20 protein-coding genes are annotated in these 23,418 nt (G+C 64.7%); 8 read left to right on the forward strand and 12 right to left on the reverse strand.

The features are described from left to right. Positions 1-165 precede the first annotated feature (165 nt). The 5 genes from pdxA to AAC050_RS04195 form a co-directional block, all read right to left on the reverse strand. Positions 166-1,167 carry a 4-hydroxythreonine-4-phosphate dehydrogenase PdxA gene (pdxA, locus tag AAC050_RS04175; protein WP_339913803.1) on the reverse strand — a complete coding sequence of 334 codons (1,002 nt, stop codon included), beginning with the start codon at positions 1,165-1,167 and terminating at the stop codon, positions 166-168. Continuing rightward, the gene (locus AAC050_RS04180; RefSeq protein WP_339913804.1) at positions 1,167-2,504 is read right to left on the reverse strand and encodes a peptidylprolyl isomerase; all 1,338 of its coding nucleotides are present in this window, start codon (positions 2,502-2,504) and stop codon (positions 1,167-1,169) included. Before AAC050_RS04180 ends, pdxA begins: the two co-directional genes overlap by 1 nt. A gap of 77 nt (positions 2,505-2,581) precedes the next feature. Continuing rightward, entirely contained in the window at positions 2,582-5,032 is a 2,451-nt protein-coding gene (gene lptD, locus AAC050_RS04185) for an LPS assembly protein LptD (RefSeq protein ID WP_339913805.1), read from the reverse strand. 35 nt (positions 5,033-5,067) lie between these two features. After that, on the reverse strand, positions 5,068-6,210 hold the full coding sequence (gene lptG, locus AAC050_RS04190) for an LPS export ABC transporter permease LptG (protein ID WP_339913806.1): 1,143 nt from the start codon (positions 6,208-6,210) through the stop codon (positions 5,068-5,070). Then, positions 6,207-7,340, reverse strand: a complete 1,134-nt coding sequence (locus tag AAC050_RS04195; RefSeq protein WP_339913807.1) for an LptF/LptG family permease — start codon at positions 7,338-7,340, stop codon at positions 6,207-6,209. Before AAC050_RS04195 ends, lptG begins: the two co-directional genes overlap by 4 nt. Before the next feature lie 141 nt (positions 7,341-7,481). Here AAC050_RS04195 and AAC050_RS04200 point away from each other — a divergent pair, with 141 nt between their 5' ends. The 4 genes from AAC050_RS04200 (at position 7,482) to AAC050_RS04215 (ending at position 10,026) form a co-directional block, all read left to right on the forward strand. After that, positions 7,482-8,960, forward strand: a complete 1,479-nt coding sequence (locus AAC050_RS04200) for a leucyl aminopeptidase (protein WP_339913808.1) — start codon at positions 7,482-7,484, stop codon at positions 8,958-8,960. Between the two features lie 7 nt (positions 8,961-8,967). Beyond that, complete coding sequence (locus tag AAC050_RS04205; RefSeq protein ID WP_339913809.1) at positions 8,968-9,420, forward strand: DNA polymerase III subunit chi; 453 nt, start codon at positions 8,968-8,970, stop codon at positions 9,418-9,420. Positions 9,421-9,521: 101 nt separating this feature from the next. Continuing rightward, the gene (locus tag AAC050_RS04210; protein ID WP_339913810.1) at positions 9,522-9,728 is read left to right on the forward strand and encodes a hypothetical protein; all 207 of its coding nucleotides are present in this window, start codon (positions 9,522-9,524) and stop codon (positions 9,726-9,728) included. A gap of 19 nt (positions 9,729-9,747) precedes the next feature. Beyond that, positions 9,748-10,026 (forward strand): I78 family peptidase inhibitor, encoded by a 279-nt coding sequence (locus tag AAC050_RS04215; protein WP_339913811.1) that lies wholly within the window; start codon positions 9,748-9,750, stop codon positions 10,024-10,026. Between the two features lie 71 nt (positions 10,027-10,097). Here the strand turns inward: AAC050_RS04215 and AAC050_RS04220 are convergent, their stop codons facing one another. Then, positions 10,098-11,984: an ABC-F family ATP-binding cassette domain-containing protein gene (locus AAC050_RS04220; protein WP_339913812.1), complete on the reverse strand. Its 1,887-nt coding sequence runs from the start codon at positions 11,982-11,984 to the stop codon at positions 10,098-10,100. A 94-nt stretch (positions 11,985-12,078) separates the two neighbouring features. Between AAC050_RS04220 and ndk the strand changes: the two genes are divergently transcribed. Both ndk and AAC050_RS04230 read left to right on the forward strand, forming a co-directional pair. Next, entirely contained in the window at positions 12,079-12,498 is a 420-nt protein-coding gene (gene ndk / locus AAC050_RS04225) for a nucleoside-diphosphate kinase (protein WP_300445610.1), read from the forward strand. A gap of 90 nt (positions 12,499-12,588) precedes the next feature. Beyond that, positions 12,589-13,242, forward strand: coding sequence for a YoaK family protein (locus AAC050_RS04230; RefSeq protein WP_339913813.1), 654 nt, complete (start codon positions 12,589-12,591; stop codon positions 13,240-13,242). Here the strand turns inward: AAC050_RS04230 and purN are convergent. Both purN and AAC050_RS04240 read right to left on the reverse strand, forming a co-directional pair. Continuing rightward, positions 13,239-13,835, reverse strand: a complete 597-nt coding sequence (gene purN / locus AAC050_RS04235) for a phosphoribosylglycinamide formyltransferase (RefSeq protein ID WP_339913975.1) — start codon at positions 13,833-13,835, stop codon at positions 13,239-13,241. The two genes, AAC050_RS04230 and purN, sit on opposite strands and share 4 nt — an antisense overlap. 11 nt (positions 13,836-13,846) lie before the next feature. Beyond that, complete coding sequence (locus tag AAC050_RS04240; protein ID WP_339913814.1) at positions 13,847-15,232, reverse strand: M28 family metallopeptidase; 1,386 nt, start codon at positions 15,230-15,232, stop codon at positions 13,847-13,849. A gap of 197 nt (positions 15,233-15,429) precedes the next feature. Here AAC050_RS04240 and AAC050_RS04245 point away from each other — a divergent pair, with 197 nt between their 5' ends. After that, the gene (locus tag AAC050_RS04245) at positions 15,430-17,013 is read left to right on the forward strand and encodes a peptidase S10 (RefSeq protein WP_339913815.1); all 1,584 of its coding nucleotides are present in this window, start codon (positions 15,430-15,432) and stop codon (positions 17,011-17,013) included. A gap of 15 nt (positions 17,014-17,028) precedes the next feature. Here the strand turns inward: AAC050_RS04245 and purM are convergent, their stop codons facing one another. Next, on the reverse strand, positions 17,029-18,066 hold the full coding sequence (gene purM / locus AAC050_RS04250; protein WP_339913816.1) for a phosphoribosylformylglycinamidine cyclo-ligase: 1,038 nt from the start codon (positions 18,064-18,066) through the stop codon (positions 17,029-17,031). 80 nt (positions 18,067-18,146) lie between these two features. On the opposite strand from purM, the gene rnd reads away from it, so the two are divergent. Further along, positions 18,147-19,298 carry a ribonuclease D gene (gene rnd / locus AAC050_RS04255; RefSeq protein ID WP_339913817.1) on the forward strand — a complete coding sequence of 384 codons (1,152 nt, stop codon included), beginning with the start codon at positions 18,147-18,149 and terminating at the stop codon, positions 19,296-19,298. Here rnd and AAC050_RS04260 read toward each other — a convergent pair. From AAC050_RS04260 to AAC050_RS04270, 3 genes are read right to left on the reverse strand one after another with little or no spacing between them, the layout of a single operon-like run. Further along, entirely contained in the window at positions 19,295-19,663 is a 369-nt protein-coding gene (locus tag AAC050_RS04260) for a VOC family protein (protein ID WP_339913818.1), read from the reverse strand. The two genes, rnd and AAC050_RS04260, sit on opposite strands and share 4 nt — an antisense overlap. A 21-nt stretch (positions 19,664-19,684) precedes the next feature. Further along, positions 19,685-21,199 (reverse strand): Ppx/GppA phosphatase family protein, encoded by a 1,515-nt coding sequence (locus tag AAC050_RS04265; protein WP_339913819.1) that lies wholly within the window; start codon positions 21,197-21,199, stop codon positions 19,685-19,687. Then, positions 21,196-23,415 carry an RNA degradosome polyphosphate kinase gene (locus tag AAC050_RS04270; RefSeq protein WP_339913820.1) on the reverse strand — a complete coding sequence of 740 codons (2,220 nt, stop codon included), beginning with the start codon at positions 23,413-23,415 and terminating at the stop codon, positions 21,196-21,198. Before AAC050_RS04270 ends, AAC050_RS04265 begins: the two co-directional genes overlap by 4 nt. Positions 23,416-23,418 lie beyond the last annotated feature (3 nt).

The following is a 23,418-nucleotide window of genomic DNA, read 5'->3' on the forward strand; positions in this document are numbered from 1 at the left end:
TATCAGACGATCAACACACAAGGTGGGCGGCGGAGCCGCTCGGATGAGGGGGCTGCCGAGGTGGAACCGGCTGTCAGCGGGTCCGCAGTTGCCATCCCCCTCAACCGTCTCGCTCCGCGAGCCACCTTCTCCCCCAAGGGGAGAAGGAAGTCATGGCATCAAGGGCTATCCCGCCCGTGCCCCCGCCATCACCCCCGCCAGCCGGATCGCGGCAATCAGGCTGTCGGCGCGCGCCACGCCCTGTCCGGCGATGTCGAACCCCGTGCCGTGGTCGGGTGAGGTGCGGATGATGGGCAGGCCGAGGGTGGTGTTGACCCCGCCCCAGAAGTCCAGCGTCTTGACCGGGATCAGCGCCTGGTCGTGATACAGGCACAGCACCGCGTCATAGGTGGCGCGGGCGGAGTCGTGGAACAGGGTGTCGGCGGGCGTCGGGTCGCTGATGGTCAGGCCCTCGGCCCGCAGGGTCTTCACCGCCGGGGCCAGCACCTCGATCTCCTCCAGGCCGATGGCCCCGCCCTCGCCGGCGTGGGGGTTCAGCGCCGCCAGCGCCAGTCGCGGGCGTTTGATGCCGAAATCGCGCTGCATCGCCTCATGCACGACCCGGGCGGTGCGACAGACCCGCTCGGCCGTGACCAGTTCCGGCACCTCGGCCAGCGGCGCATGGATGGTGACCAGACAGGCGCGCAGGTCGCGTGCCGTCAGCATCATCACCGGGCCGCGCGTGCCGCTGAACGGCTGGTCGGCGGTCAGTTCGGCGATGAATTCCGTATGGCCGGGAAAGCGGAAGCCGGCGGCATACAGCGGTGCCTTGGCGATCGGGGCGGTGACCACGCCCGAGGCTTCACCCGACATGGCCAGATTGACCGCCTGTTCGATCCAGTCGGCGACGGCCCCGGCATTGGCCGGTTCGGGGTGACCCGGACGCACCGGGGCGGGCAGGGGATGGTGCAGCACCGGCACGGCGCGGGCGAACACGCCCGGCGCGTCGGACAGGGCGGTGATCTCGACCACCGGTATGTTCTGGGCCCGCAACAGGGCAGCGTCGCCGATGACGGCGAACACCGGCCCTTCGGCCTTCAGCGCCGTCCAGGCCGTGGCGATGATCTCGGGCCCCACGCCGGCCGGCTCGCCCATGGACAGGGCCAGCGGCGACAGGGGCCCGGTCATTATTTCATCTCGATCAGGGCGTCAGCGCGCAGGTCGCGCAGATAGCGGCGGCCCAGCATCACCAGATTCTGGCTGTGCAGCCGCGCCTCGACCGCCCGGAAGGACGGGGCCTCGGCTCCGCCGACGCGACGGCCGCAGACGGCGACCAGATGCACGCCCAGCGGCGTGCGGACCGGCGAGCTGACCGAACCGATGGCCCCCGAGCGGGCGATCTGCTGGAACTGCGGGGCCAGATTGGCCACGTCGCTCTCGCCCAGATCCGAGCCCAGCAGCCCCTCTTCCGAGGTGGCGCGTTGCAGGATGGTGTCGCAGCTCAGCTGCGGCCGCAGGGCCTCCAGCCGCGCCGTCGCCGCCGCCACCACGCTGTCGGCCGCCCCCTCGGGCACCTGAACCATGACCTGCTTCAGCTGCACCAGATTGCTCGCCGCCCCGTCCCGCTTGTCCCGCATGTAGATGATGTACACTCCCCCATCCACCGGAATTGGCCGCGAAAGTTGACCAACTTCAAGCTGATCGAGCGCGGCCTGCAGGGCGGGTTGAACTGTTCCCTGAACGATCCATCCAGCGTCGCCGCCGCGTACCGCCGACGGCGAGGCCGAGAACTGCTGGGCGACGGCCTGGAAGGGAGCTCCCTGCACCAGTTGCTGGACCAGCTGGGCGGCTCCATTGAGCGCGGCCTGCTGGCCACCGACCCGGGCGGCCTCGATATAGACTTCGCCGATCAGATACTGGGGCTTGGACGCCGATTCTGCGATCTGCCGCATGGCCTGGTCAACCTGCCCGCGGCTGACGCGGGCGCGGCTCGCGAAGCGACCGCCGACCAGAGCCCGCCAGCCCAATGAAACGCGCGTGGCTTCCCGTAGTGTCTGGGGCCGGATTCCCCCCTGGGCAAGGAAATCCAGATAGTTCGCGGCCGTCGTCCCGACTTCCTCGGCCATGGAGGCGATTTCGGCGTCGACCTCTTCATCCGAGATTTTCAGGGTCTTGTAGGTCGCAATTTCCTGCGCCTGCAGACGCTCCTCGATCAGGGAGTTCAGGGATTCCTGCTGTATCGCCGGAATATTTTCTTCGGTCGGGCGAACCTGGGTCGTGGCGATGAGCAAAAGCATGCGCTGACGCAGGTCATAGCCGGTGATGATGCTGTCATTGACGGTCGCGACGATGCCGTCGGCCATCCGGAACTCGGGAGGAGCCGCAACGCGCGCCGGCGTTTCCTCATTGGCAGGATTCAGGGATCCGGCGGCCAGCGGGGATTGGCCGGCAGGGGTTTGGGCATAGGCCGAACCGGCCAGGAGCGCGGCAATCGCGACGCCCGTCGTATAACGCTTAAAACCCATCTTCAGTCCTGATTCCTTGCAGCGCCGCCGCGTCGATCCGGGGAATATCCAACGGTCGGCACGCCCCGTTTGCGTCGTTACCAACGCCTGTCGCTCTGTCCATAACCTGAACCTCCGAAAGTGGCGAGGTTTAGGCGAATATACAGACCTTCGGACGGACCGCTCGGCCGCACCCGCGTATTGTCACGGCGAAAGCCCAGTTCGAAGCGGAAACAATCGTCGTCAAACAGCAAACCGACTTCAGACCGGGTGATCACGCCAGCCTCCAGATCGGCGATACCGGACACGGTCACTCCCCAGTTTCCGCGAATGAACTGCTGCCCGGTCAGTTGAATGAATTCATAGTTGCGGTTGTTCGGTCCGTTCAGGGGATTGGACCGGTCGACGATATAGCTGATCGTGGCCGCGTTACGACCGCTCCAGCGCCCTTCGAACGATGCCTCAGCCCGGCGAACGTCACCTGAACTGTCAACGGTTGCATGACCCCAGCCCCGAACGCGGTCCGAAGGTGAGAAACTGCCCTGGACGACCCAGTCTGACGTTTTTGCGGCCAGGCCGGTTGGGTCATAGAGGGCCGCAGGCGCGTCCGGGATGGGCGTGAGGAAGGCCGGTTCCTCATTGGCGCGGAGGCTGCGACCGACGAACAGGCTCGCCTGCCGGCTTTCGCCCCAGTGCAATGTGGCCCGTCCCCCCGCGGTGAGCCGCAAGCCGCCCTCATACAGATCCTGCCCCGGGAACCGGTCGATTCGAAACAATGAGCTTTCGGCCAGCTCGAGGGTCTGGCTGTCCTCATTCGGAATGCGTGGGTCGAGGTCTGCGTCGGTCGACAGGGACAGCTGGGCGAGGGGCTCCAGAATCAGATCGGTGTTTTCCCCCAAGCGACGGATCAGGGGATAGCTAACATCAACGCCTGCCGTCGCGCGATTGCGAGTGATTGCATCGCTGTCGACTCCCATCATCGGGGGTAGATCATTGATCCAATAGGCATCCGCTCTCAGGTCGACGAACGGTTCCCACCGGACGCCGGCGAGGCTCGTGAGTACCCGACGCCATTCGACCTGACCGCTGATGCGGCGACTGTCGACGCCGGGCAGGTTGGTGAACGGTCCCGGCGGAATCATTTCCGGTCTTAGGACCGGCCCGCCCACATAGGCGTCGCGGACGAGTGACACGGCCGAGCCGTGCAGACGCAGCCGTCCGCCGAGAATCGGCCCTGACGGTTCCCAACGGGCGTCGATCAGGGGCGCGACGATCGGCAGTTGATTGTCATTTTCGAAGATGTTCAGGCCTGGAGCATTCTGGTTCGGAACACTGACTCTCAGGCTCTGAAGCGTGAAGGCGGCGACAGACAGATATGATCGATCAGTCTGGCGCTCGGCATACAGCTGGCTGATCAGACGGCGCTGGTCACCATAGTAGAGGCCGTTGTCCTGATAGGGAGAGAGGATATCATAGCGATCGAACAGGGTTTTGTCCGAGGTCCTTTCGGCGGTGAATCCCCAGCGCCATGGGCCGTCGGGATCGAATCGACCGTGAGCCAGCAGATAGCTCCGGTGTTCTTCCGCCAGAGGTGTGAGTGTGTCGTTGATGCCATCATTGTTGGCGTCGAAATCACCGAAATTCTTGGCATAGGTATAGCCGCCACGAGCGATGACTGTGCCGTCCGAGAACCGTCTGCGCCATTGGAGATTAAGCAGCGGGGCCACGCGGGAATTGATCTGCGGGCTGATTAGCCAGTCCTCGGATGGGGAAACCACCACCAGATAGGGCTGTTCATAGCTGAGGCCACGACCATCGGCATAGTTGATCAGGGGAACGAGGAAACCGGATGCCCGCTCAACCGTCGGATCAGGGTGCGCAAAATAGGGCAGGTAGAAAACCGGAACGCCGCCGACCCTGAAGATCGCATTACGATAAAGGATGGCTCGCAGACCTTCATCCTGGATCACCTTTTCAGCCTGGATAGAGATGCTCGGAGTCTTCCGGTTTCCCTCCGCGTCGCACAGGGGGCAGGGGGTGAAGATGGCGTAGTTAAGCTCGTTGACGGTCTCGCTCCGTCGCACAGCCGTAGCGGCCATCAGGCTGGCACCATTGGTAAGGCGAGTGGCGAAGTCGACCGCAACCCCGGCCTGCAGACCGGAGTTCAGTTCCAGCAGGTTGGCGTAAACGACATTGCCGGAGGGGTCGACCAGCTCGGCATGATCCGAGGCTGAGGCCAAGCCCTGGGCCAGGTCGTAGGTCACGGTTCCGGCACGCAGCGTATGCTGGCGGAACCGGGCCAGCACGCGGCCGCCCTGATAGCTGCTGGCGGTAATCACATCACCTTCGCGGCTGAGAATGTCAGCGTCGAAATAGGCACCGTCCGGCGACAGACCGTCAGGACCCGGGGTGGTGGAAGGCGGGGCGGACGAAGCCTGGGCCAGGGCGACATCTGCTATGGCCAGAGAGCTACAGGCGATCGTCGCCACGCTGGCCAGAAGCCGGAGACGCAAGGCTCCCTTGCTCAGGACGCTGCGGTCACGCTGCATTCGATATCTACTCTGGGAAACGGGTGAAGGTCCGCTTAGCCGTCTTCGGTATAGAACAGCAAGGTGAGAGCGGCGAGCGCCGTCAATGTCGGGGGTAGCCAGGCGGCGACGAACGGCGGGATCACCTCGGCCGAACCGAAGGCCGCAGCGGACTGGTTGAAGAAGAAAAAGCCGAATCCCAGCACCACTGCAGCCGCGCTCATCTTGGCCAGGTCACCCAACCGCATCAACCGGAGGGAGAAGGCGGCAGCCAGAATCGACATGGCGGCGAACATCAGCGGTGTCGCCAGAAGTTGTTGCAGACGCAGCCGGTAGGCCGTCGAGGAGAAGCCCGCGTTCTCGATTCGGCGAATCTGTCCGGGCAGCGACCAGAACGGGGTCGACTGCGGCCGCGCGAATCGCTCGAACGCCTCCTCGTCGGCGAGGCTGGATGGCAGGTCGAGCGTGGCATAGCGGACGGCGCGCTGGCCGGTCTGGGCCCCGACCGCATCGATCAGGTGCCAGCGTCCGGCGCTGAGACTGGCCGAGGCGGCGTCGAGTCGCTCGGTAAAGGCGCGATGGCCGTCAGGGGCCGTGGTGTAGATGAAGAAGGTCACCCCCAGCAGTCGGGCGTTGGCTCGATCCTGATGGGCGGCACGGATGACGATCTGACGTTGGTCCTCACCTTCTCGCAACCAGATGACGCCGTCGGCATCGACCCCGTTCGCCGATCCGGACAGGCGTGTGCGTTCGCGCTGGAACAAACCATCGGCCGAGGCGGCGGCGGGGCCCAGCGCTGTGACGGTCAGCACGCCCAGGACGAAGGCGGCTCCCGCCGCCGGCAGCACGAAGCGCCAGGCCGAGACCCCGGCAGCCCTCATGGCCACCAGTTCACTGCGCCGGTTTAGCCCGACATAGGCGGCCAGAGTCCCGAACAGGAAAACGAAGGGCAATAGCTGGATGATCACCGCCGGCGATTTGAGCAGCATCATGCCGACGATACGAATGGCTGATAGATCGACGTCCGAGCCGACGCCCCGGGAAATTTCGACAAAATCGATCAGCATGACCAGTGAGGAGATCACCGCCAGGGCGATGCCCAGGGACCGGACCTGCTGGCTCAGTACATAGCGTTCGATTCCGCCCAGTCGCAGGCGTGAAACCGGAAGAGTGATGGATTTCGGGGCCTGAACAGTCATGCGAACCGCGCCCTTATGCGTGCATAGGTCGGCCAGATTCGACGCCGGCGGGGCTTCAGCGCCATGAATACCAGCCGCAGGGCAATGGCGGTGGCAGCGAGCGGCAGCAGGTACTGGAAGACGTTTAACCAGACGTTCCAGGTGCTGGCGGCGACGATGGTGTAGCCGAGGACGCGCACGATCAGGAAGGCGGCGGAGGCCTTGGCGATTCGCACCCCGTATCCGGTACGGCTGAATGCTCCCCCGACGATCGCTGCCAAGGCCATGGCCATGGCGGTCAGGGCGTACAGCGGCGAGGAGAGGCGCGAATGAGCTTCGGCCAGGAGTTCATCGCGAGGTGCGACCCGGGCAAGTACCGCCGGTGACGGCATCAGCAACTGGTTCAGCCAGAGGTCGGATGGCTTGTAACGGATCTTCTGATCGGTGTCGGTAAAGGGTGTCAGCTCAAAGACATTGTTATCCCACGACAGATACTCCAGCACCCCGTTGGAGGAATAGCGCTGCCATGACCCGTCCTTCATGGTCAGGACAGGTTGACCGTCGATCTGGCCGAAGCGCGCTTCGGCGGCGTCCCAAGTAGTGATGGTCTTGCCGTTGTCCAGATAGACGAACAGGTTTTTGAGCAGGCCATTCTGTTCGATCTGCTGGACATAGACGGTGAGGCCGTTCGGCCCCTGGACGAACCGCCCTTCCTCGACCAGCAGGGCGGCCAGGTCGGTACGGATGGCGAAGGCCTCGGCCCGGGCCTGTCGCTGGGCTGCCGGCTGCAGGAACAGGGTGGTCACCAGGGTCAGCAGGGCGACGATTATGGCCAGCATTACGGCGGGACGAATGACCGCCCAACGCGTCATGCCGCTGGCAAAGGCAGCGGTTAGTTCCTGTTCGCGTTGCAGTCGGGTCAGGGCGATCAAGGCTCCGACAAACAGACCGATGGGCAGAATTACGGCCAACAACTGCGGCACGGCCAGCAGGGTCAGCTTGACCATGACCCAGACGCTCTGTCCGCGCTCCACAATCACCTCGAGCTGGTCGAGGCTCTGGCTCAGGATGCCGATTCCGATCAGCGCGGCGCACGCTGCCAGGACAGGCAGCGCGATCTGGCGGAAAAGGTATCGTTGGATCAGGGTCATGGCCGAAAAAAATCGCCCGGTTGCAGGCGAGCGAGAGAGGGACTCTAATACACGCCGTCCTGCGTCATGGACAACCGGGCGCGTGCCCTCCAGTTAATTGTAACCAAGACCGGGGTGCGAAGCTCCGGCTGGAGTAGATTTATGAAGGTCGAGTTTGTCTCAGCGGCGGGTGCCGCGGAAATTCTTGTGGTTCTTGTCCATGAGGGCCGCAAGCTGGCCGGCACGGGGGCCGGCCACGACAAGGCTGCTTCCGGAAGCCTGGTGAAGGCCATGGCTGCCAGTCGTTTCACCGGACGCTCTGACAGCACCCTGACCGTTGCCTCGCCTGTGGGTGTCGACGCCGGCTCGATCGTGCTGAGTGGTTTGGGTGAGGCGGACAAGGTTGATGATGCCGCTGTCGAGACCGCTGCCGGCACTGCCTATCACGCCGTCAAACTGTCGGGTTCTGCGGCCCTGACCTTCGACGCTACGGCTCTTTCACCGGAACAGGCCGCACGGGCAGGCTTCGCCGTTCGTCTGGCGGCCTACCGATTCGACAAGTACCGGACCAAACAAAAGCCGGAAAAAATTCCCTCGCTCGAAATGATTCGCATCATCACGACCGATGTGAAAGCGGCACAGGCGGCCTTCGCACCGATGTCGGCCGTGGCCGATGGCGTGCTGTTCGCCCGCGATCTGGTCGCCGAGCCGGCCAATGTTCTTTACCCGGTCGAATTCGCTCGACGGGTCAAGGCGCTCGAAAGTCTCGGCCTCGAGGTCGAAATCCTCGGTGAGGCCCAGCTCAAGAAGCTGGGCATGCGAACCCTGCTGGCCGTCGGCCAGGGTAGCCGTCGTGACAGCCAGGTGGCGATCATGAAATGGAATGGCGGCAAGAAGGGCGACCAGCCGATCGCCTTCGTCGGCAAGGGCGTGACCTTCGACACCGGTGGCATCTCGCTCAAACAGCCCGAAGGCATGGAAGACATGAAGTGGGACATGGGCGGCGCGGCCGCAGTGTCCGGCTTGATGCACGCTTTGGCGGGGCGCAAGGCCAAGGTGAACGCCGTCGGCGTCATCGGCTTGGTCGAGAACATGCCTGACGGCGACGCCCAGCGTCCCGGCGACGTGGTCATCTCAATGTCGGGTCAGTCGGTCGAGGTCATCAATACCGATGCCGAAGGGCGTCTCGTCCTGGCCGATTGCCTCTGGTACACTCAGGAGCGTTTCAAACCGAAATTCATGATCGATCTGGCGACCCTTACGGGGGCGATCATCGTGTCCTTGGGTATGGACTATGCCGGGGTGTTCTCGAACTCGGACGAGGTTGCCAATCCGATCCTCGCTGCCGGCACCAAGGTCGGCGAGAATTTCTGGCGACTGCCGCTGCCGCCCCAGTACGAAAAGCACATCGATAGCCCCATCGCCGATGTGAAGAACATGGGTAACGGTCGCGCCGGGGCCTCGATCACCGCCGCCCTGTTCCTGCAACGCTTCGTCAACGAGACCCCGTGGGCCCACCTCGACATTGCTGCTACCGCGTGGGTCAACAAATCGACCCGGGCCACGGTGCCGGACGGGGCCGTCGGGTTCGGCGTCCGGGCGCTGGACCGGATGGTGGCGGACACCTACGAAGCGGGATGACCGACTGATGGGCTGTGAGACCTGGTTTTACCATCTCGAACGCTCGACGCTGGATCAGGTGCTGCCCGGTCTGCTGGAAAAGACACGCGAACGTGGCTGGAAGGCCATGGTTCGCGTGTCGGATCCGGCGCGGCTGGATGCCCTCGACGAGCATCTCTGGACCTGGCGGGATGACAGTTTCCTGGCACACGGCCGTGCTTCGGAGCCAAATGCCGAACGCCAGCCGATCCTGCTCGGCGAATCAGACGAGAACCAGAATGCCGCTCAGGCGCTGTTCATAGTCGACGGCGCTGAAATCAGTGTCACGGATGGACTGGAACGATGCTTCATCATCTTCGACGGACGGGACGATCAGGCTCTGGCCACCGCACGCGAGCGTTGGAAGACGTTGAAGGCCCAGGGGGCCGACCTGGCCTACTGGAAACAGTCGCCCGAGGGGCGCTGGGAAAAGGCAGCCTGATCGCACTGGTCGTCCTAACCGGTTGTTCCACGCCGGCACCCAATCCGCGGGCTGCTCGGGTCGTCGAGGCCGCGCAGCGCAGCCAGCCCGTCGGGTCACACATGCCGGACCGCACTGACCTGTGCCGTGCCGGCGAGTTTCAGTGGTTGGTCGGCAAGCCCCGGACCGAAATTCCGGTTCCGGTGGATGTGGTCAACCGGCGCGTGGCCTGCACGACCTGTCCGATCACGCAGGATTATTCACCTTACCGTTTGAATATATTCTATAATCATCAAACAGATTTGATTGAGCAGGTGCGCTGTGGCTAGAATCGGGAACGGTAGTCTGATGAAAACTGCGGCCGTCTGTCTGGGCGTAAGCACAGTCATTCTGGTGTCCGGGTGTGCGCCCGTGCTGCCCGGTGATGGTCCTGGACCGCAACGCTGTGACGCCGCAGCGTCACAGTCTCTGATCGGTCGCCACGTCGGGGCGGTGACCTTCCCGCGTGACGCCAATGTCCGCGTGGTCTGCACCACCTGTGTAACGACGATGGACTACAATCCCGACCGCCTGAACGTTCGTTTCGATCAGGCGACGGGGATCATTGAAAAGGTCGATTGCGGTTGATCAGTCGACCTGCCGGTGCTCCCGGCAGGAGATGATCTCGACGATTTCGACCGCTCTCACGAGGGGCGGCTTTACGTCACTGCGGCCAAGGCTTCCTCAGCGGCGACCCAGGCCAGTTCGGCCACGTCCAGATCCGCCTGGGTCTTGCCCCGGGCCCGGGTCAGGCCCTCCAGGGCCTTGGGGTTGCTGAAGGCGGCATTGGCCAGGTCGTCATCAATACGGGCGATCTCGGCTGTCAGCTGGGTCATCCGTTCTTCGGCCTTTTTCACTCCGTGACGGAGGGTCGAGGGCGAGGGGCCGGACTTCTTGTTGTTTTTCTTGTTTTTGTTCCCGCCACCGCCGGTCGATGCGGCCGTCTCGTCTTTGACCTGGGTTGGGCGCACGGAGGCCTGTTTGGCACGGTCGAGGACGAATTTGGCATAGTCGTCCATGTCGCCGTCATAGGGTTTGACGGTCCCGTCCGCAGCCAGCCACAACCGGTCGGCAACCAGCTCCATCAGCGAGCGGTCGTGGGTGATCAGGATTACCGCGCCATTGTAGCGGTTGAGCGCGTCCAGCAGGGCGCGGCGGCTGTCGATGTCGAGGTGGTTGGTCGGCTCATCGAGGATCAGGACGTGTGGCGCATCCATCGCCACCATGTTCAGCAGCAGGCGCGCGCGCTCTCCGCCGGACAGGCTTTCAACGGTGGTTTCCTGCTTCTCATAGCCGAGCCCGAACTGGGCCAGTTTCGAGCGGCGGCTGCTTTCGGTCGAGTCCGGCATGGCGCGGCGGATGATCTCCAGCGGCGTGTCGGTCGGGTCCATGGCCTCGATCTGGTGCTGGTGGAACCAGCCAACCCGCATCTTGCGGTCGCGGTGCAGTTCGCCTTCGGACACCTTCAGCGCCCCGGCGATCATCTTGGCGAAGGTCGACTTGCCGGCACCGTTGACGCCGAGCAGGCCGATCCGGTCGTCGAGGTCCATGCGCAGGTTGAGATTGCGCAGGATCGGCTTGCCGGGCTCATAGCCGACATTGGCGCGTTCCAGCCGGATCAGCGGCGGGGCCAGCGGACGCGGCGGCGACGGCAGGGTGAAGGGGGCGACGCGCTCTTCGATCGTGGTCGCGACCGGTTCCATCTTGGACAGGCGCTTCATGCGCGACTGGGCCTGGGCGGCTTTGGAGGCCTTGGCCTTGAAGCGGTCGACGAAGGCCTGCAGGTGGGCGCGCTCGGCATCCTGTTTGGCCTTGGCTGACAGTTGCAGGCGGGCCTTCTCACCGCGCGTCTTCTCGAACGTGTCGTAGTTGCCCGTGTAGAGCTCCATCGTCTTGTTCGCGAGATGCAGGATGTGGGTGCAGCAATTGTTCAGCAGCTCACGGTCGTGGCTGATGATCAGGGCCGTGTGCGGATATTTGACCAGTCGCGACTCCAGCCACAGGGCCCCTTCCAGATCGAGGTAGTTGGTCGGCTCGTCGAGCAGCAGCATGTCCGGTTCGGCGAACAGGGCTGCCGCCAGGGCCACACGCATGCGCCAGCCGCCCGAGAATTCAGACATCGGCCGTTGCTGGTCGTCCTGGCTGAAGCCCAGACCGGCCAGAATTTCAGAGGCCCGCGACGGGGCCGAGTCGGCGTCGATATCGATAAGTCGGGCCCAGATCTCGCCAAGCTCTTCCGGCGGGGCTGTCTCCAGCCGGCCCATCAATGTGTGGCGTTCGACGTCAGCTTCCAGGATCGTGTCCAGAACGCTGAACGGCGTGGCCGGGTGTTCCTGATCGACCGAGCCGATGCGCGCGGTCTTCGGCAGGCTGATCTCGTCGCCGCCCGCGGCCAATTCGCCCAGGATCAGCTTGAACAGAGTGGTCTTGCCCACGCCGTTGCGGCCCACAAGGCCGACCTTGGCTCCCGGGGGCAGGCTCACGGAGGCGTTTTCCAGGAACTTGCGTCCCCAGGCGTTGAAGGTCAGGTCAGTGATCTGAAGCATGGCAGGAGAGACGATTCGGACAGCAGTTGGAAACCGGGAAGGGCGCCGCTATAAGCCCGCCACCTTCAAACTCCCACAGAAGAAGTCCTTTTCCATGACCGAACGCACCTTCTCCATTATCAAGCCCGACGCCACGCGCCGCAACCTGACCGGCGCGATCAACGCCGTCATCGAGGGTGCCGGCCTGCGGATCGTGGCCCAGCGCCGCATCAAGCTGACCGAGGCCCAGGCGAAAAAATTCTACGAAGTTCACGCCGAACGCCCGTTCTACGGCGAGCTGGTCGGTCAGATGATCGCCGAACCGGTCGTGGTTCAGGTGCTGGAAGGCCCCAACGCCGTCGCCGCCTATCGCGACGTCATGGGCGCGACCAACCCGAAGGACGCCGCTGACGGCACCATCCGCAAGCTGTTCGCCCTGTCGATCGGCGAGAACTCGGTCCACGGTTCGGACTCGCTGGAGAATGCGGGCATCGAAATCGCCCAGTTCTTCACGGCTGATCAGATCGTCGGCTAGGCGATCGTCTCCAGATCGAACGATTGACGGCCGGATCGGTAACGATCCGGCCGTTTTCGTGTCAGGTTGGGGCATGAAGAGGGGACGGGCGTGAAGGATTACGGTCATCGCGGGGTTTTGCTGGCCGCCACCCTGTCCGGCATGGCCGGCTATGTCGACGCTGTCGGCTATCTGACCCTGGGTGGCTTCTTCGTCTCCTTCATGAGCGGCAACTCGACCCGGTTCGGCGTTGGGCTGGCGACGGGGCAATGGGGTCAGGCGCTGACGGCGCTGGCGCTGATCCTGCTGTTCGTGGTCGGGGTTGTGCTGGGCGCGACGGTGGCCCGGCGGGCCGGCGAAGGCCGGCGCTGGGTCGTGCTGACGGTTGAGGCCGTCCTGCTCGGGATCGGGGCGGTCCTTTGCCTGCTCGGCTGGCGTCAGGCCGGTATGGTCGCTGTCGTCATGGCCATGGGGGTCGAGAATGCGGTGTTCCAGCGCAACGGCGATGTCGGCGTCGGTCTGACCTATATGACCGGCACTCTCGTACGTATGGGTCAGAGGATCGCTACGGCCCTGCATGGCGGGGCGCGGTGGGACTGGTTGCCGTTCCTGATGCTGTGGGTCGGGCTGTCCGCGGGAGGGGCCGTCGGTGCGGTGATGTTCCTGCGCTTCGATGTCCTGGCGCTCGGGTTCGCGGCGGTCGTCGTGGCCCTGCTGGCCGTGGGTGTCGGCGTCGCTGAAGCCCGGGTCCGCGCCGTGTCCTAGTCGGGGCGGTCCGTTCGCACGGCACAGAATTCCGACAGAACTGCCGGATACAGCGCATGCTCTGCGAGCCGGACCCGGTCGGCCAGGGTCTCGGGCGTGTCGTCACCCTGCACCGGCACCCGGGCCTGACCCAGGATCGGCCCCTCATCCACGCCCTCGGTGACGAGATGGACAGTACAGCCGGCCTCGCTATCCCCGGCGGCGATGGCCCGAGCATGGGGGTCCAGTCCCGGATAGAGGGGTAGCAGGCTGGGGTGGATATTGAGCATCCGCCCGGCCCAGCGGCTGACGAGCCAAGGCGTCAGCAGCCGCATGTAACCCGCCATGGCGACGACCTCGACGCCGTATTCGTCCAGCATGGCGGCGATCGCCTGTTCATGGGCCGCCCGGTCCTTGCCATAGGGACGGTGATCGATGGTCAGGGCGGGTATGCCGGCGGCTTCGGCGATCGCCAGGCCCCCGGCGTCGGGATTGTTGGAGATCACCAGCACGACCTCAAACGGGGCGTCGGCGGCCTGGCCCGCGGCGATCAGGGCGGCCATGTTCGAACCGGCACCGGAGATCAGCACGGCAACGCGACGCCGACCCGGCATCTGGATCGGCATCAGCGCCCCGGCTGCGGTGCGGGATCACCGACCGAGACGAAGGCTCCGGCCGGTCCCGGGAACACCACCGGGCTTTCGAAGCCGTCCGCCGACACGGACGAGACCCCGAAGAAATAGTCGTCGATCGGCACCCCGGGCAGAACCAGTTCAGTGGCATTTCCAGCCCAGCGGCTCCAGGTCCATTGCGGGGCGGTGGTCGCGCGCCACCAGACACGATAGCCGGCTGCGCCCGGCGCAGCGGTCCAGCGGATCGTGGTGTCCGGCTTGACCGCCCCCTCGATGGTCACGCCGGTCGGCACCGTCGGGGCCGACGCCAGGGCGGCCATGGTGGCGATGTTCAGACGCGCCACCTGTCCGAGATAATCGAAGTCGATCCCGTTGATCGTATCGCCATAGACGACGCCGTTTTCAGTGCGCAGGTCCTGGTGTTGCCGGTCGTAGTTCTCGGCTCCCTCCGATATCCGTATGGCCGGGAAGCCCGCCCGCAGCATCTCGACCTGGTCGCCCCCGCGGCCGTAGCGGTCGGTGCGATAGATCATCTCGACGTCGAAATTGGTCAGGTAGCGGTCGGCGATGCCGTCGACGAACCGGGCCAGATTGCGTGACGAGGAATCCAGCTCGCCGCCGTTGTAGCGACGGCGTTCGGCCTGGGCGGCGGTTTCGACCGTCTTGGTCCCTTCCGAGAAGACCCGCACCCGCGTCGTGTCGCGTACGCCGCTCTGACCCTGGGAATTACCGACGATGTCGTTGTTGAGATTGGCCTCGACCTGCCAGCCTTGGGCTGTGGCGTAGTCGGCCAGGATCTTGCCGCCCAGCAGTCCCTGTTCCTCGCCGGACAGCGCTGCGAAGACCAGGGTAGCGTCAAACCGGTACCTCGACAGCACCCGTGCGGCCTCCAGCACCGTGGCCACGCCCGAGGCGTCGTCATTGGCTCCGGGGGCGTCGGCGGTGCTGTTCATGACATCGGTGACGCGGGAATCGAGGTGGCCGGAAATGATGATGACCCGATTGGGATCACCGGTGCCGCGCTGGATGGCGAGAACGTCCACCACCTCGGTCGGCACGGGGACGCGCGGGCCGGTGATGGTATCCGACGGGGTGACGATGGTCAGGCAGCCGCCGCAGTCACGGCTGATGGCCTGGAACTCCCGCGCTACCCATCGGCGAGCAGCTCCGATACCGCGTGTGCCCGAGCGGGTCTCGGACAGGGTGTGGCGGGTTCCGAAACCCACCATGGACTCGATGTCGGCCCGCATCCGACCGGTCTCGACCGCGGCGGCGACGGCATGCAGTTTCGGTTGTTCAGCAGCGACCGGGGTCTGGGCAACAGCCGGTGAGGCGGCGGCCAGGCTGAGCCCGATGAAGGCGGCGGACAGAACACGCATGACGAACCTCATTCTCACAGGCGGCGGACCTTGCCGTGCGAGGTTGGGAAGATCAACGGGCTGTCCGCGCATACCTCCGCCTGTGGTTTGACAATGTCCTTGGCGTCCTGCCGATCCCGGCTGTAACGTCGCGCCGGCGATCGATGCCGGGCCGTTTCAGAAGGCCGGACGATCTGTTTCCTGGGGGGGATCCGCTTATGCGTCGTATTTTCTGGCTTGTGGCTCTGTGCGCCCTGATCACCTGTCCGGCTCCGGTGCTGGCACAGGACACTGACCGGCCGCCGCCCGTCCGTTCGGCTGCGGACCGGTTGCGCAACACCACGGCGGGCGAGATCGAGGAAAACTGGGCCCGGGCTCCGGTCGCCGAGACCGAAGTCACCACCAGCCATTCGATCCAGGCTCATGGCCGGACCCTGCGCTACAAGGCGACGGCCGGGACCCTGACCATTCGCAATGACGACGGCATGCCGACCGCCAGCCTGTTCTATACTGCCTACACCCTGGACGGTCAGGCTTCAGCCGGTCGGCCGGTGACCTATCTGTACAATGGCGGTCCCGGCTCGCCGACGGTGTGGCTGCACATGGGGTCTTTCGGACCCATGCGGGTCCAGACTGACGAACCGACCGTGGTGCGTCCGGCTCCGTTCGCCTTCGGTCCCAACGATATGACCCTGCTGGACCAGACTGATCTGGTCTTCATCGATATGGTCGGGGCCGGTTATTCCCGCCCGCTGGGCGCGACGCCGGGATCGAGCTTCTGGGGCGTCGATCAGGACGCTGACGCCTTCGCCAGGGCCATCCTGCGTTACACGACCAAAAACAGCCGCTGGAGCAGTCCCAAATATATCATCGGTGAGTCCTACGGCACGCTGCGGACCGGAGCCGTCGCCTTCCAGCTCGAGGACCGCGGCATGTCGCTCAACGGCGTGATTCTGTTGTCTTCGATCATGAACTACGGTGTGCGCCAGCCGGGCTATCCGCAGAACTACGTCATTCTGCTGCCGACCTATGCGGCGGCGGCCTGGTATCACCACAAGATCGCCAACCCGCCGGCCGACGTCGAGACCCAGGTGGCCCGGGCCCGGGCCTTTGCCCTCGGACCCTATGCCTCGGCCCTGGCCAAGGGATCGATGATCTCCGCCGCCGAGCGCGCTGACATCGTGCGCCAGATGAGCGAGCTGATCGGGATTTCACCGGCCTTCATCGACAACGCCAATATGCGCATCGGGCTCAGCGCTTTCCGCAAGGAACTGTTGCGCGACCGGCGCCAGACCATCGGCCGGCTCGATATGCGCTATCTCGGCATCGACGCTGACGCGGCGGGCGATGCACCCGAGGAGGATCCGTCCAGCAGCGCCGTCACCGGGGCCTATGTCAGCGTCTTTAATGACTATGTCGCCAATACCCTGAACTACCACACCGACATGAATTACCGGATGAGCGCGCGTGGACCGGGCTTCGAGTGGGACTGGAATCACCGGCCGCCGGTCGGCGGGCCCCAGACCACGCCCAACACCGCCATCGATCTGGCCACGGCGATGCGGCGTAACCCGTATCTGAAGGTACTGTCACTGAACGGCTATTACGACAGCGCCACGCCGTTCCTCAGCACGGAGTTCGACCTCGCCCAGATGATGCTCGAGCCCCAGCTGCAGCGGAACCTCGAGTTCACCTACTATGAGGGCGGACACATGATGTACCTGAGCCATCCGGCCCTGGTGGCGCTGCACGGTGATCTGGTGCGGTTCTACGCCGAGACCGTTAACGGCGGTGCCCGATAGGAACTGTCGCCGGTCTCAGCCTGCGGTCAGCTGGCCGCAGGCGAAGGCCGTCTCACCGGCGTTGAGCAGGGCCGCCAGCACCGCTTCAGCGTTTTCCGGAGCCACGATCAGGATGAAGCCGACGCCGCAGTTGAAGGTGCGGCGCAGCTCATGATCGCTGATGCCACCGACCTCGCCCAACCACTGGAACACGTGGGGCAGGGGCCAGGCGTTCCAGTCGAACTCGGCCTGCAGGCCTTCGGCGATACAGCGGGGTGGATTCTCGATCAGGCCGCCGCCGGTGATATGGGCCGCGCCCTTGATCAGACCGGCCTTCATCAGCGGCAGGACCGGCTTCACATAGATACGGGTCGGCTCCATCAGGGCCTGGGCCAGGGTGCGGTCCTTGGCGAACGGAGCGTCGTCGCCCCAGGCCAGACCGGACTTCTCCACGACCTTGCGGATCAGCGAATAGCCGTTGGAGTGGGGACCGGATGACCCTAAGGCAATGATTACGTCGCCTGCGGCCTGGCGGTCCAGATACGGCAGGGCATGACCCCGCTCGACCGCGCCCAGCGAGAAGCCGGCCAGGTCATAGTCGCCGCCCGAATACATGCCCGGCATTTCGGCCGTTTCGCCGCCGACGAGGGCGCAGCCGGCCTGACGGCAGCCTTCGGCGATTCCGGTCACAACCCGGCGCGCGGCGTCGATCTCCAGCTTGCCGGTGGCATAGTAGTCGAGGAAGAGCAGGGGCTCGGCCCCCTGGGCCAGCAGGTCGTTGACGCACATGGCCACCAGGTCGATGCCGACGCCGTCATGGCGGCCGGTCTCGATGGCGATCTTCAGCTTGGTGCCGACGCCATCGGTGGTGGCGACGATCAGCGGATCGACGAATCCGGCCGCCTTCAGGTCGAACAGGGCTCCGAATCCCCCAAGCGACGCCTCGGCACCGGGCCGTCGGGTCGATTTCGCTAGAGGCTTGATCGCGTCGACCAGCATTTCGCCGGCATCGATATCGACCCCTGCATCTGCATAGGTAAGGCCGTTACGGGGGGCTTCCGGGGTGTCGCTCATCGGTCACGGCCTGAATCAGGGGGGCGGAATTCTGTCGTAGCTCTTGCCACAACCGGCTCGCGCGGGGCTATAGCATCCCAATGACGCCAATCACCACCAATGACGCACTCGTTGAATTCTGTGCACGCCTGGCCAAGGCCCCGTTCATCGCCGTCGATACCGAGTTCATGCGGGAAACGACCTACTGGCCCAAGCTGTGCCTGATCCAGGCCGCCTCTGCCACGGACGAGGCCATCATCGATCCTCTGGCCGAGGGGCTGGATCTGGCCCCCTTTCTCGACCTGCTGCGCGACCCTGACATCATCAAGGTGTTCCACGCCGCGCGTCAGGACACCGAGATCTTCGTCAAACTGGGGGCCATGCCGGCTCCGATGTTCGACACCCAGGTGGCCGCAATGGCCGCCGGATTCGGTGATCAGGTGAGCTATGAAGCCCTGGTCCGCCAGATGCTGAAACAGGAGATCGACAAGGGCAGCCGTTTCACCGACTGGTCGCGTCGGCCCCTGTCGGAGGCCCAGCTGGTCTATGCTATCGGCGACGTCACCCATCTGGCCACCCTGTACCCCAAGCTGCACGATCGGCTGGAAAAGGCCGGGCGTCTGGGCTGGGTGACCTCGGAAATGGCCGGGCTGATCGACCCGGACCTCTATGACACCACGCCCGACAAGGCGTGGAAGCGACTGAAACCCAAGAAATATTCGGCCAAATATCTGGCAGCTTTCAAGGCTGTAGCCGTCTGGCGCGAACAGGCAGCCCAGGAACGCGACCAGCCGCGCGGGCGGATTCTCAAAGATGACGCGATCGACGAGATCGCCGCCCAAGGCCCGACCGACGCCGAGGCCTTCAATCGGCTGCGCTCGGTGCCCAAAGGCTTCGGCGGCTCGCGTCTCGGGGCCGAGCTGATCGTCGAGCTGAAACGGGTCCTGGCCGATCCCGAGGCCCATGCGCCCAAGCTGGACCGTCCGTCTCACAACCAGCCGGCCCCGCCCTCGGTGGTTGAACTGCTGAAGGTGCTGCTCAAGGCCAAATCGGACAATGCCGGCGTGGCCACCAAGTTGATCGCCAACGTTGCCGACCTCGAGAAGATCGCCCTCGACGACAATGCCCCGGTTGACGCCCTGAAGGGCTGGCGCCGTGAGCTGTTCGGTGAGGACGCACTCAAGCTCAAACGCGGCGAGTTGGCGCTGGTCCTGAACGGGGCCCGGGTCGAGGTCGTCGAGATCGAAGGCTAGGCGGGCGGTTCTGCCGGTTGCCAGAGCTCGATCGCATTGCCTTCCGGGTCATGGATGCGGGCGAAGCGGCCAACCTCGGGCATGGCGTCCCATTCGGGCTTGGTAATCACGTCGATGCCGGCGGCCTTGAGACTGGCCATCAGACCGTCCAGGTCATCGACGCGCAGGTTCTGCATGTAGCCCTTGTCGGCGGGGAAATAGTCGCTGTCGGCTTTGACGGGCTGGAACACCGTCGGCCCCGCCTGCTGATTCCAGATCCAGACGCTCTCGGGCGCGCCAACGCCGAGGTGGGTCAGATACCATTCCGCCTGGGCCTTCGGATCCTTGCAGCGGAAGAAGAGCCCGCCGATTCCGGTCACCGCCATTTCGCTTCCCCCTAGGTTGAGTCAGCTTGCCTCGGTGTTGCGGCCCATGTCGAGCTTCAGTCCCATGGCGTCGGCCAGGGCCTTGGCCCGGCGACGCGTTTGCTCGCCCAGCAGCACATCGGCATAGCCGTCGAGGGCGGTCAGCTTCAGTACCCCCTTGTCGACCGCGGCTCCGGCATTGGCCAGCAGATGCGGCGAACGGCCGGACAGGTCACAGGCCAGCCGGATGGCCAGACCCAGGGTTCGGGCCCGCAGGCGTTGATCGTCGTTGAGAAGCCGCGACACTGTGACGGGCTGGGGTGTGGCCGCCCCACCGCCGTAGCGGGCGTTGAGGGCGCAGGCCAGAAAGGCCCGCTCGGCATGAGTTTGTCCCGGAATTGGAGCTCGCAGGATCTGGTCGAATACCAGTTCGGTCCGGTGATCCGGATGCAGACGCGCCCCCAGATCGGCCAGGTGGCAGGCGGCCGCCGTCAGGATGGCGTCCCGGTCGTGATCGCCCTGATCCGGTGCGGCTTGCATCAGTCGCTGGATCCAGCCGTTCAGGGCACCGGGCAGTGTAGGCGAGATGCCCTGGCGCGCGCCCAGGGCCTGGCAGCCGGCCAGCAAGGGATCAGCTGCGGCCACATCACCGTCCAGGGCCTCGAACAGCAGGCCCTCGCGGACGCCCCAGGCCGAAATGGTGATTCGCTTCAGGCCCAGACGGTCGATCAGGCCCTCCAGCACCAGGGCGGCGTAGGGCAGGGTGTCCGCCCGCTTTCTCGACACGCCGGCCATCTTGTCCAGCGAGGTGCGCGACTGGCGGGCGATCAAACGGGCGGTGTCGCGTGCGGCGGAGGCGCTGATCTCATACTGATGGACGATGTGCAGGGGGTAGTCGGTCAGGTCCATATGTACCTGGGCGATGCTGCGCCAGGCTCCCCCGACCGCATAGAGGTGTGGGCAACGATAGTCCCCGGCCGCTTTCAGTCGCTCGGCAATGGTTTCGCGCAATCGTCCGGCATCAAACCCGTCGGGATCGATCAGGGCGAAGGGACCCAGGGGCAGGGTGATACCGGGCCCGGCCTCGCCTCCGGAAATGCGGGCCAGCTCCAGACTGGCACCTCCCATGTCTGCCGTGACCCCTTCGGCATCCGGAATTCCGGCGAGCACGCCCCGGGCTGAATAGCGGGCTTCCTCGGCACCGCTCAGAATTCGCACCACGAGGCCCGTTTGCGCGGCCACCAGATCGCAGAAATCATGGCCGTCCACCGCCTCCCGCACAGCTGCAGTGGCGACGGCGAATGTGTGGGCGGGGCGCACGCCCTCGATGACCGCGGCAAAGCGTTTCAGCGCGGCCAGGGCCGCTGTCATACCGTCTTTGGACAATCGGCCGGTCGCGGCCAGATCACGGCCCAGTCCGGCCAGGACCTTTTCGTTGAACACGGCCCAGACGGCCCGGCCTTCCAGACGATACAGCACCAGACGAACCGAGTTGGAGCCGATGTCGATGACGGCGATATCACGCGATGCCAGCACCGGATCCTCGAAACCCGTCATTTGCGCCGGACGTCATAGTGCAGTTCGCGTGGCCGGTTCTTTACCTTGCGCCCGCGGCCTGACAGGCTGGGATTGGTCATGAAATATCTGTGGGCCGAGAAGGGCCGTTCCGGGTCGACCGCCTGAACCCGATGGTAGTGCCCGTCCGAGTCGAGGACCCAGCTCTGGGTGTCGTCCTTCAGATTGGCGACCATGATCTGATCCAGCACCTGATCGTGGACTGTGGCGTTGCGTACCGGCGTCATTAACTCGACCCGCCGGTCCAGGTTGCGGTTCATCCAGTCGGCCGATGAAATATAGACCTTGGCCTTGTCGTGCGGCAGCTCATGGCCGTTGGCGAAGGCAACGATGCGGCTGTGCTCAAGAAAACGGCCGACAATCGACTTGACCCGGATGTTTTCCGACAGACCGACAACCCCCGGCCGCAGACAGCAGATGCCCCTGACTACCAGTTCGATCCGGACCCCCGACTGGCTGGCGCGGTACAGGGCATCGATGATCTCGGGATCGACCAGTGAGTTCATCTTGGCCCAGATGGCCGCCGGCTTGCCCCTGGCTGCGGCGGCCATTTCCTTGCCGATCATGTCGACCAACTTGGCCTTCATGTTCAGCGGCGAGACGATCAGGGCTTCAAGTTTGTCGGGCTGGGCATAGCCGGTGATGTAGTTGAACACCCGCGTTGCATCGCGCCCCAGCACCGGGTCGCAGGAGAACAGGCTCAGGTCGGTGTAGATTCTGGCCGTCACTGGATGATAATTTCCGGTGCCGAAATGGCAGTAGGTCTTCAACCCGTCGCCCTCGCGGCGCACGACCACACTCAATTTGCAGTGGGTCTTGTACTCGACGAAGCCGAAGACGACGTGGACGCCCGCTCGCTCCATGGCCCGGGCCCAGCGCAGGTTGGCCTCTTCGTCGAACCGGGCCTTGATCTCGACCAGGGCGGTGACGTTCTTGCCATTTTCGGCTGCCTCGATCAGGGCCGCGACGATGGGGCTGTCCTTGGAGGTCCGGTACAGCGTCTGTTTGATGGCCAGCACGTTCGGGTCCCGCGCGGCCTGTCGCAGGAACTGCACGACCACGTCGAAACTCTCGAACGGGTGGTGGATCAGCATGTCCTTCTCGCGAACGGCCGCGAAGATGTCGCCGCCATTGTCGCGCACCCGTTCCGGATAGCGCGGCTCATAGCCGGGGAATTTCAGGTCCGGATGGCCGGTCGGAATCAGTTCCGACATCTGGGCCAGGCCCAGTATTCCGGCGACCAGCACGATGTCCTTGGGAGCCGCGTTCAGTTCCTCGGTGATGAAGTTGCGCAGATCGGCCGGCATGTCGGCTTCGATCTTGATGCGGACCACCGAGCCCAGGCGGCGCTGCTTCAGCGCTTCCTCGAACTCCATCACCAGATCCTCGGCCTCCTCCTCGATCTCGATGTCGGAGTCGCGGATCAGACGGAAAACGCCGCGTTCCAGCACCTCGCATCCGGGAAACAGATGATCGATAAAGATCGTCAGCAGACTTTCCAGCGTCACGAACCGCCGCTTGCCCGGTGTCGAGCGCCCGTCGGTGGCCAGCGGCCAGAACCGTTTCACCTGGGTCGGGATCGGCACCATCGCATAGAGGGTGCGATTGTCCCTCTGCCGACGCAGTTTCAGCGCCAGTGAAAATCCCAGGTTGGGCAGAAACGGGAAGGGGTGGGCCGGGTCGATCGCCATCGGGGTCAGGACAGCGAACAGCCGGTTGAGAAACTCCGGTTCCAACCGCTCGCGCTCGGTCTTGGTGATACGTTCGGCGTCGACCACCTCGATTCCTGCCGTGGTCAGCTCCCGGCGCAGCCTGCGCCAGCGCCGCTGCTGCTCGTCCATCAGCTCGCCGGCGGCGACATTGACCTTTTCCAGCGTCTCGGCGGGAGTCAGGCCGTCAGCCGACAGGACCCGCACCCGTTCGCGCACCTGCCCCTTCAACCCGGCGACCCGGGTCATGAAGAATTCGTCGAGGTTGTTGGCGGAAATGGACAGGAAACGCAGTCGTTCCAGTAGCGGGTGACCCGGATTTGCGGCCTCTTCGAGTACGCGTGCGTTGAACTTTAGCCAGGAGAGCTCGCGATTGAAGAAGCGCTCCGGCGACGTCATCAACGCTTCGGACAGTTTCATCTGCGGCGCGCGCGATGACGGCACCTCCTCGCCGGTGGTCGAGTCCCTGATCGCCGCGATTTCGTTCATGGT

It is taken from the genome of uncultured Brevundimonas sp., from assembly GCF_963974615.1.
Taxonomy (GTDB): Bacteria; Pseudomonadota; Alphaproteobacteria; order Caulobacterales; family Caulobacteraceae; genus Brevundimonas.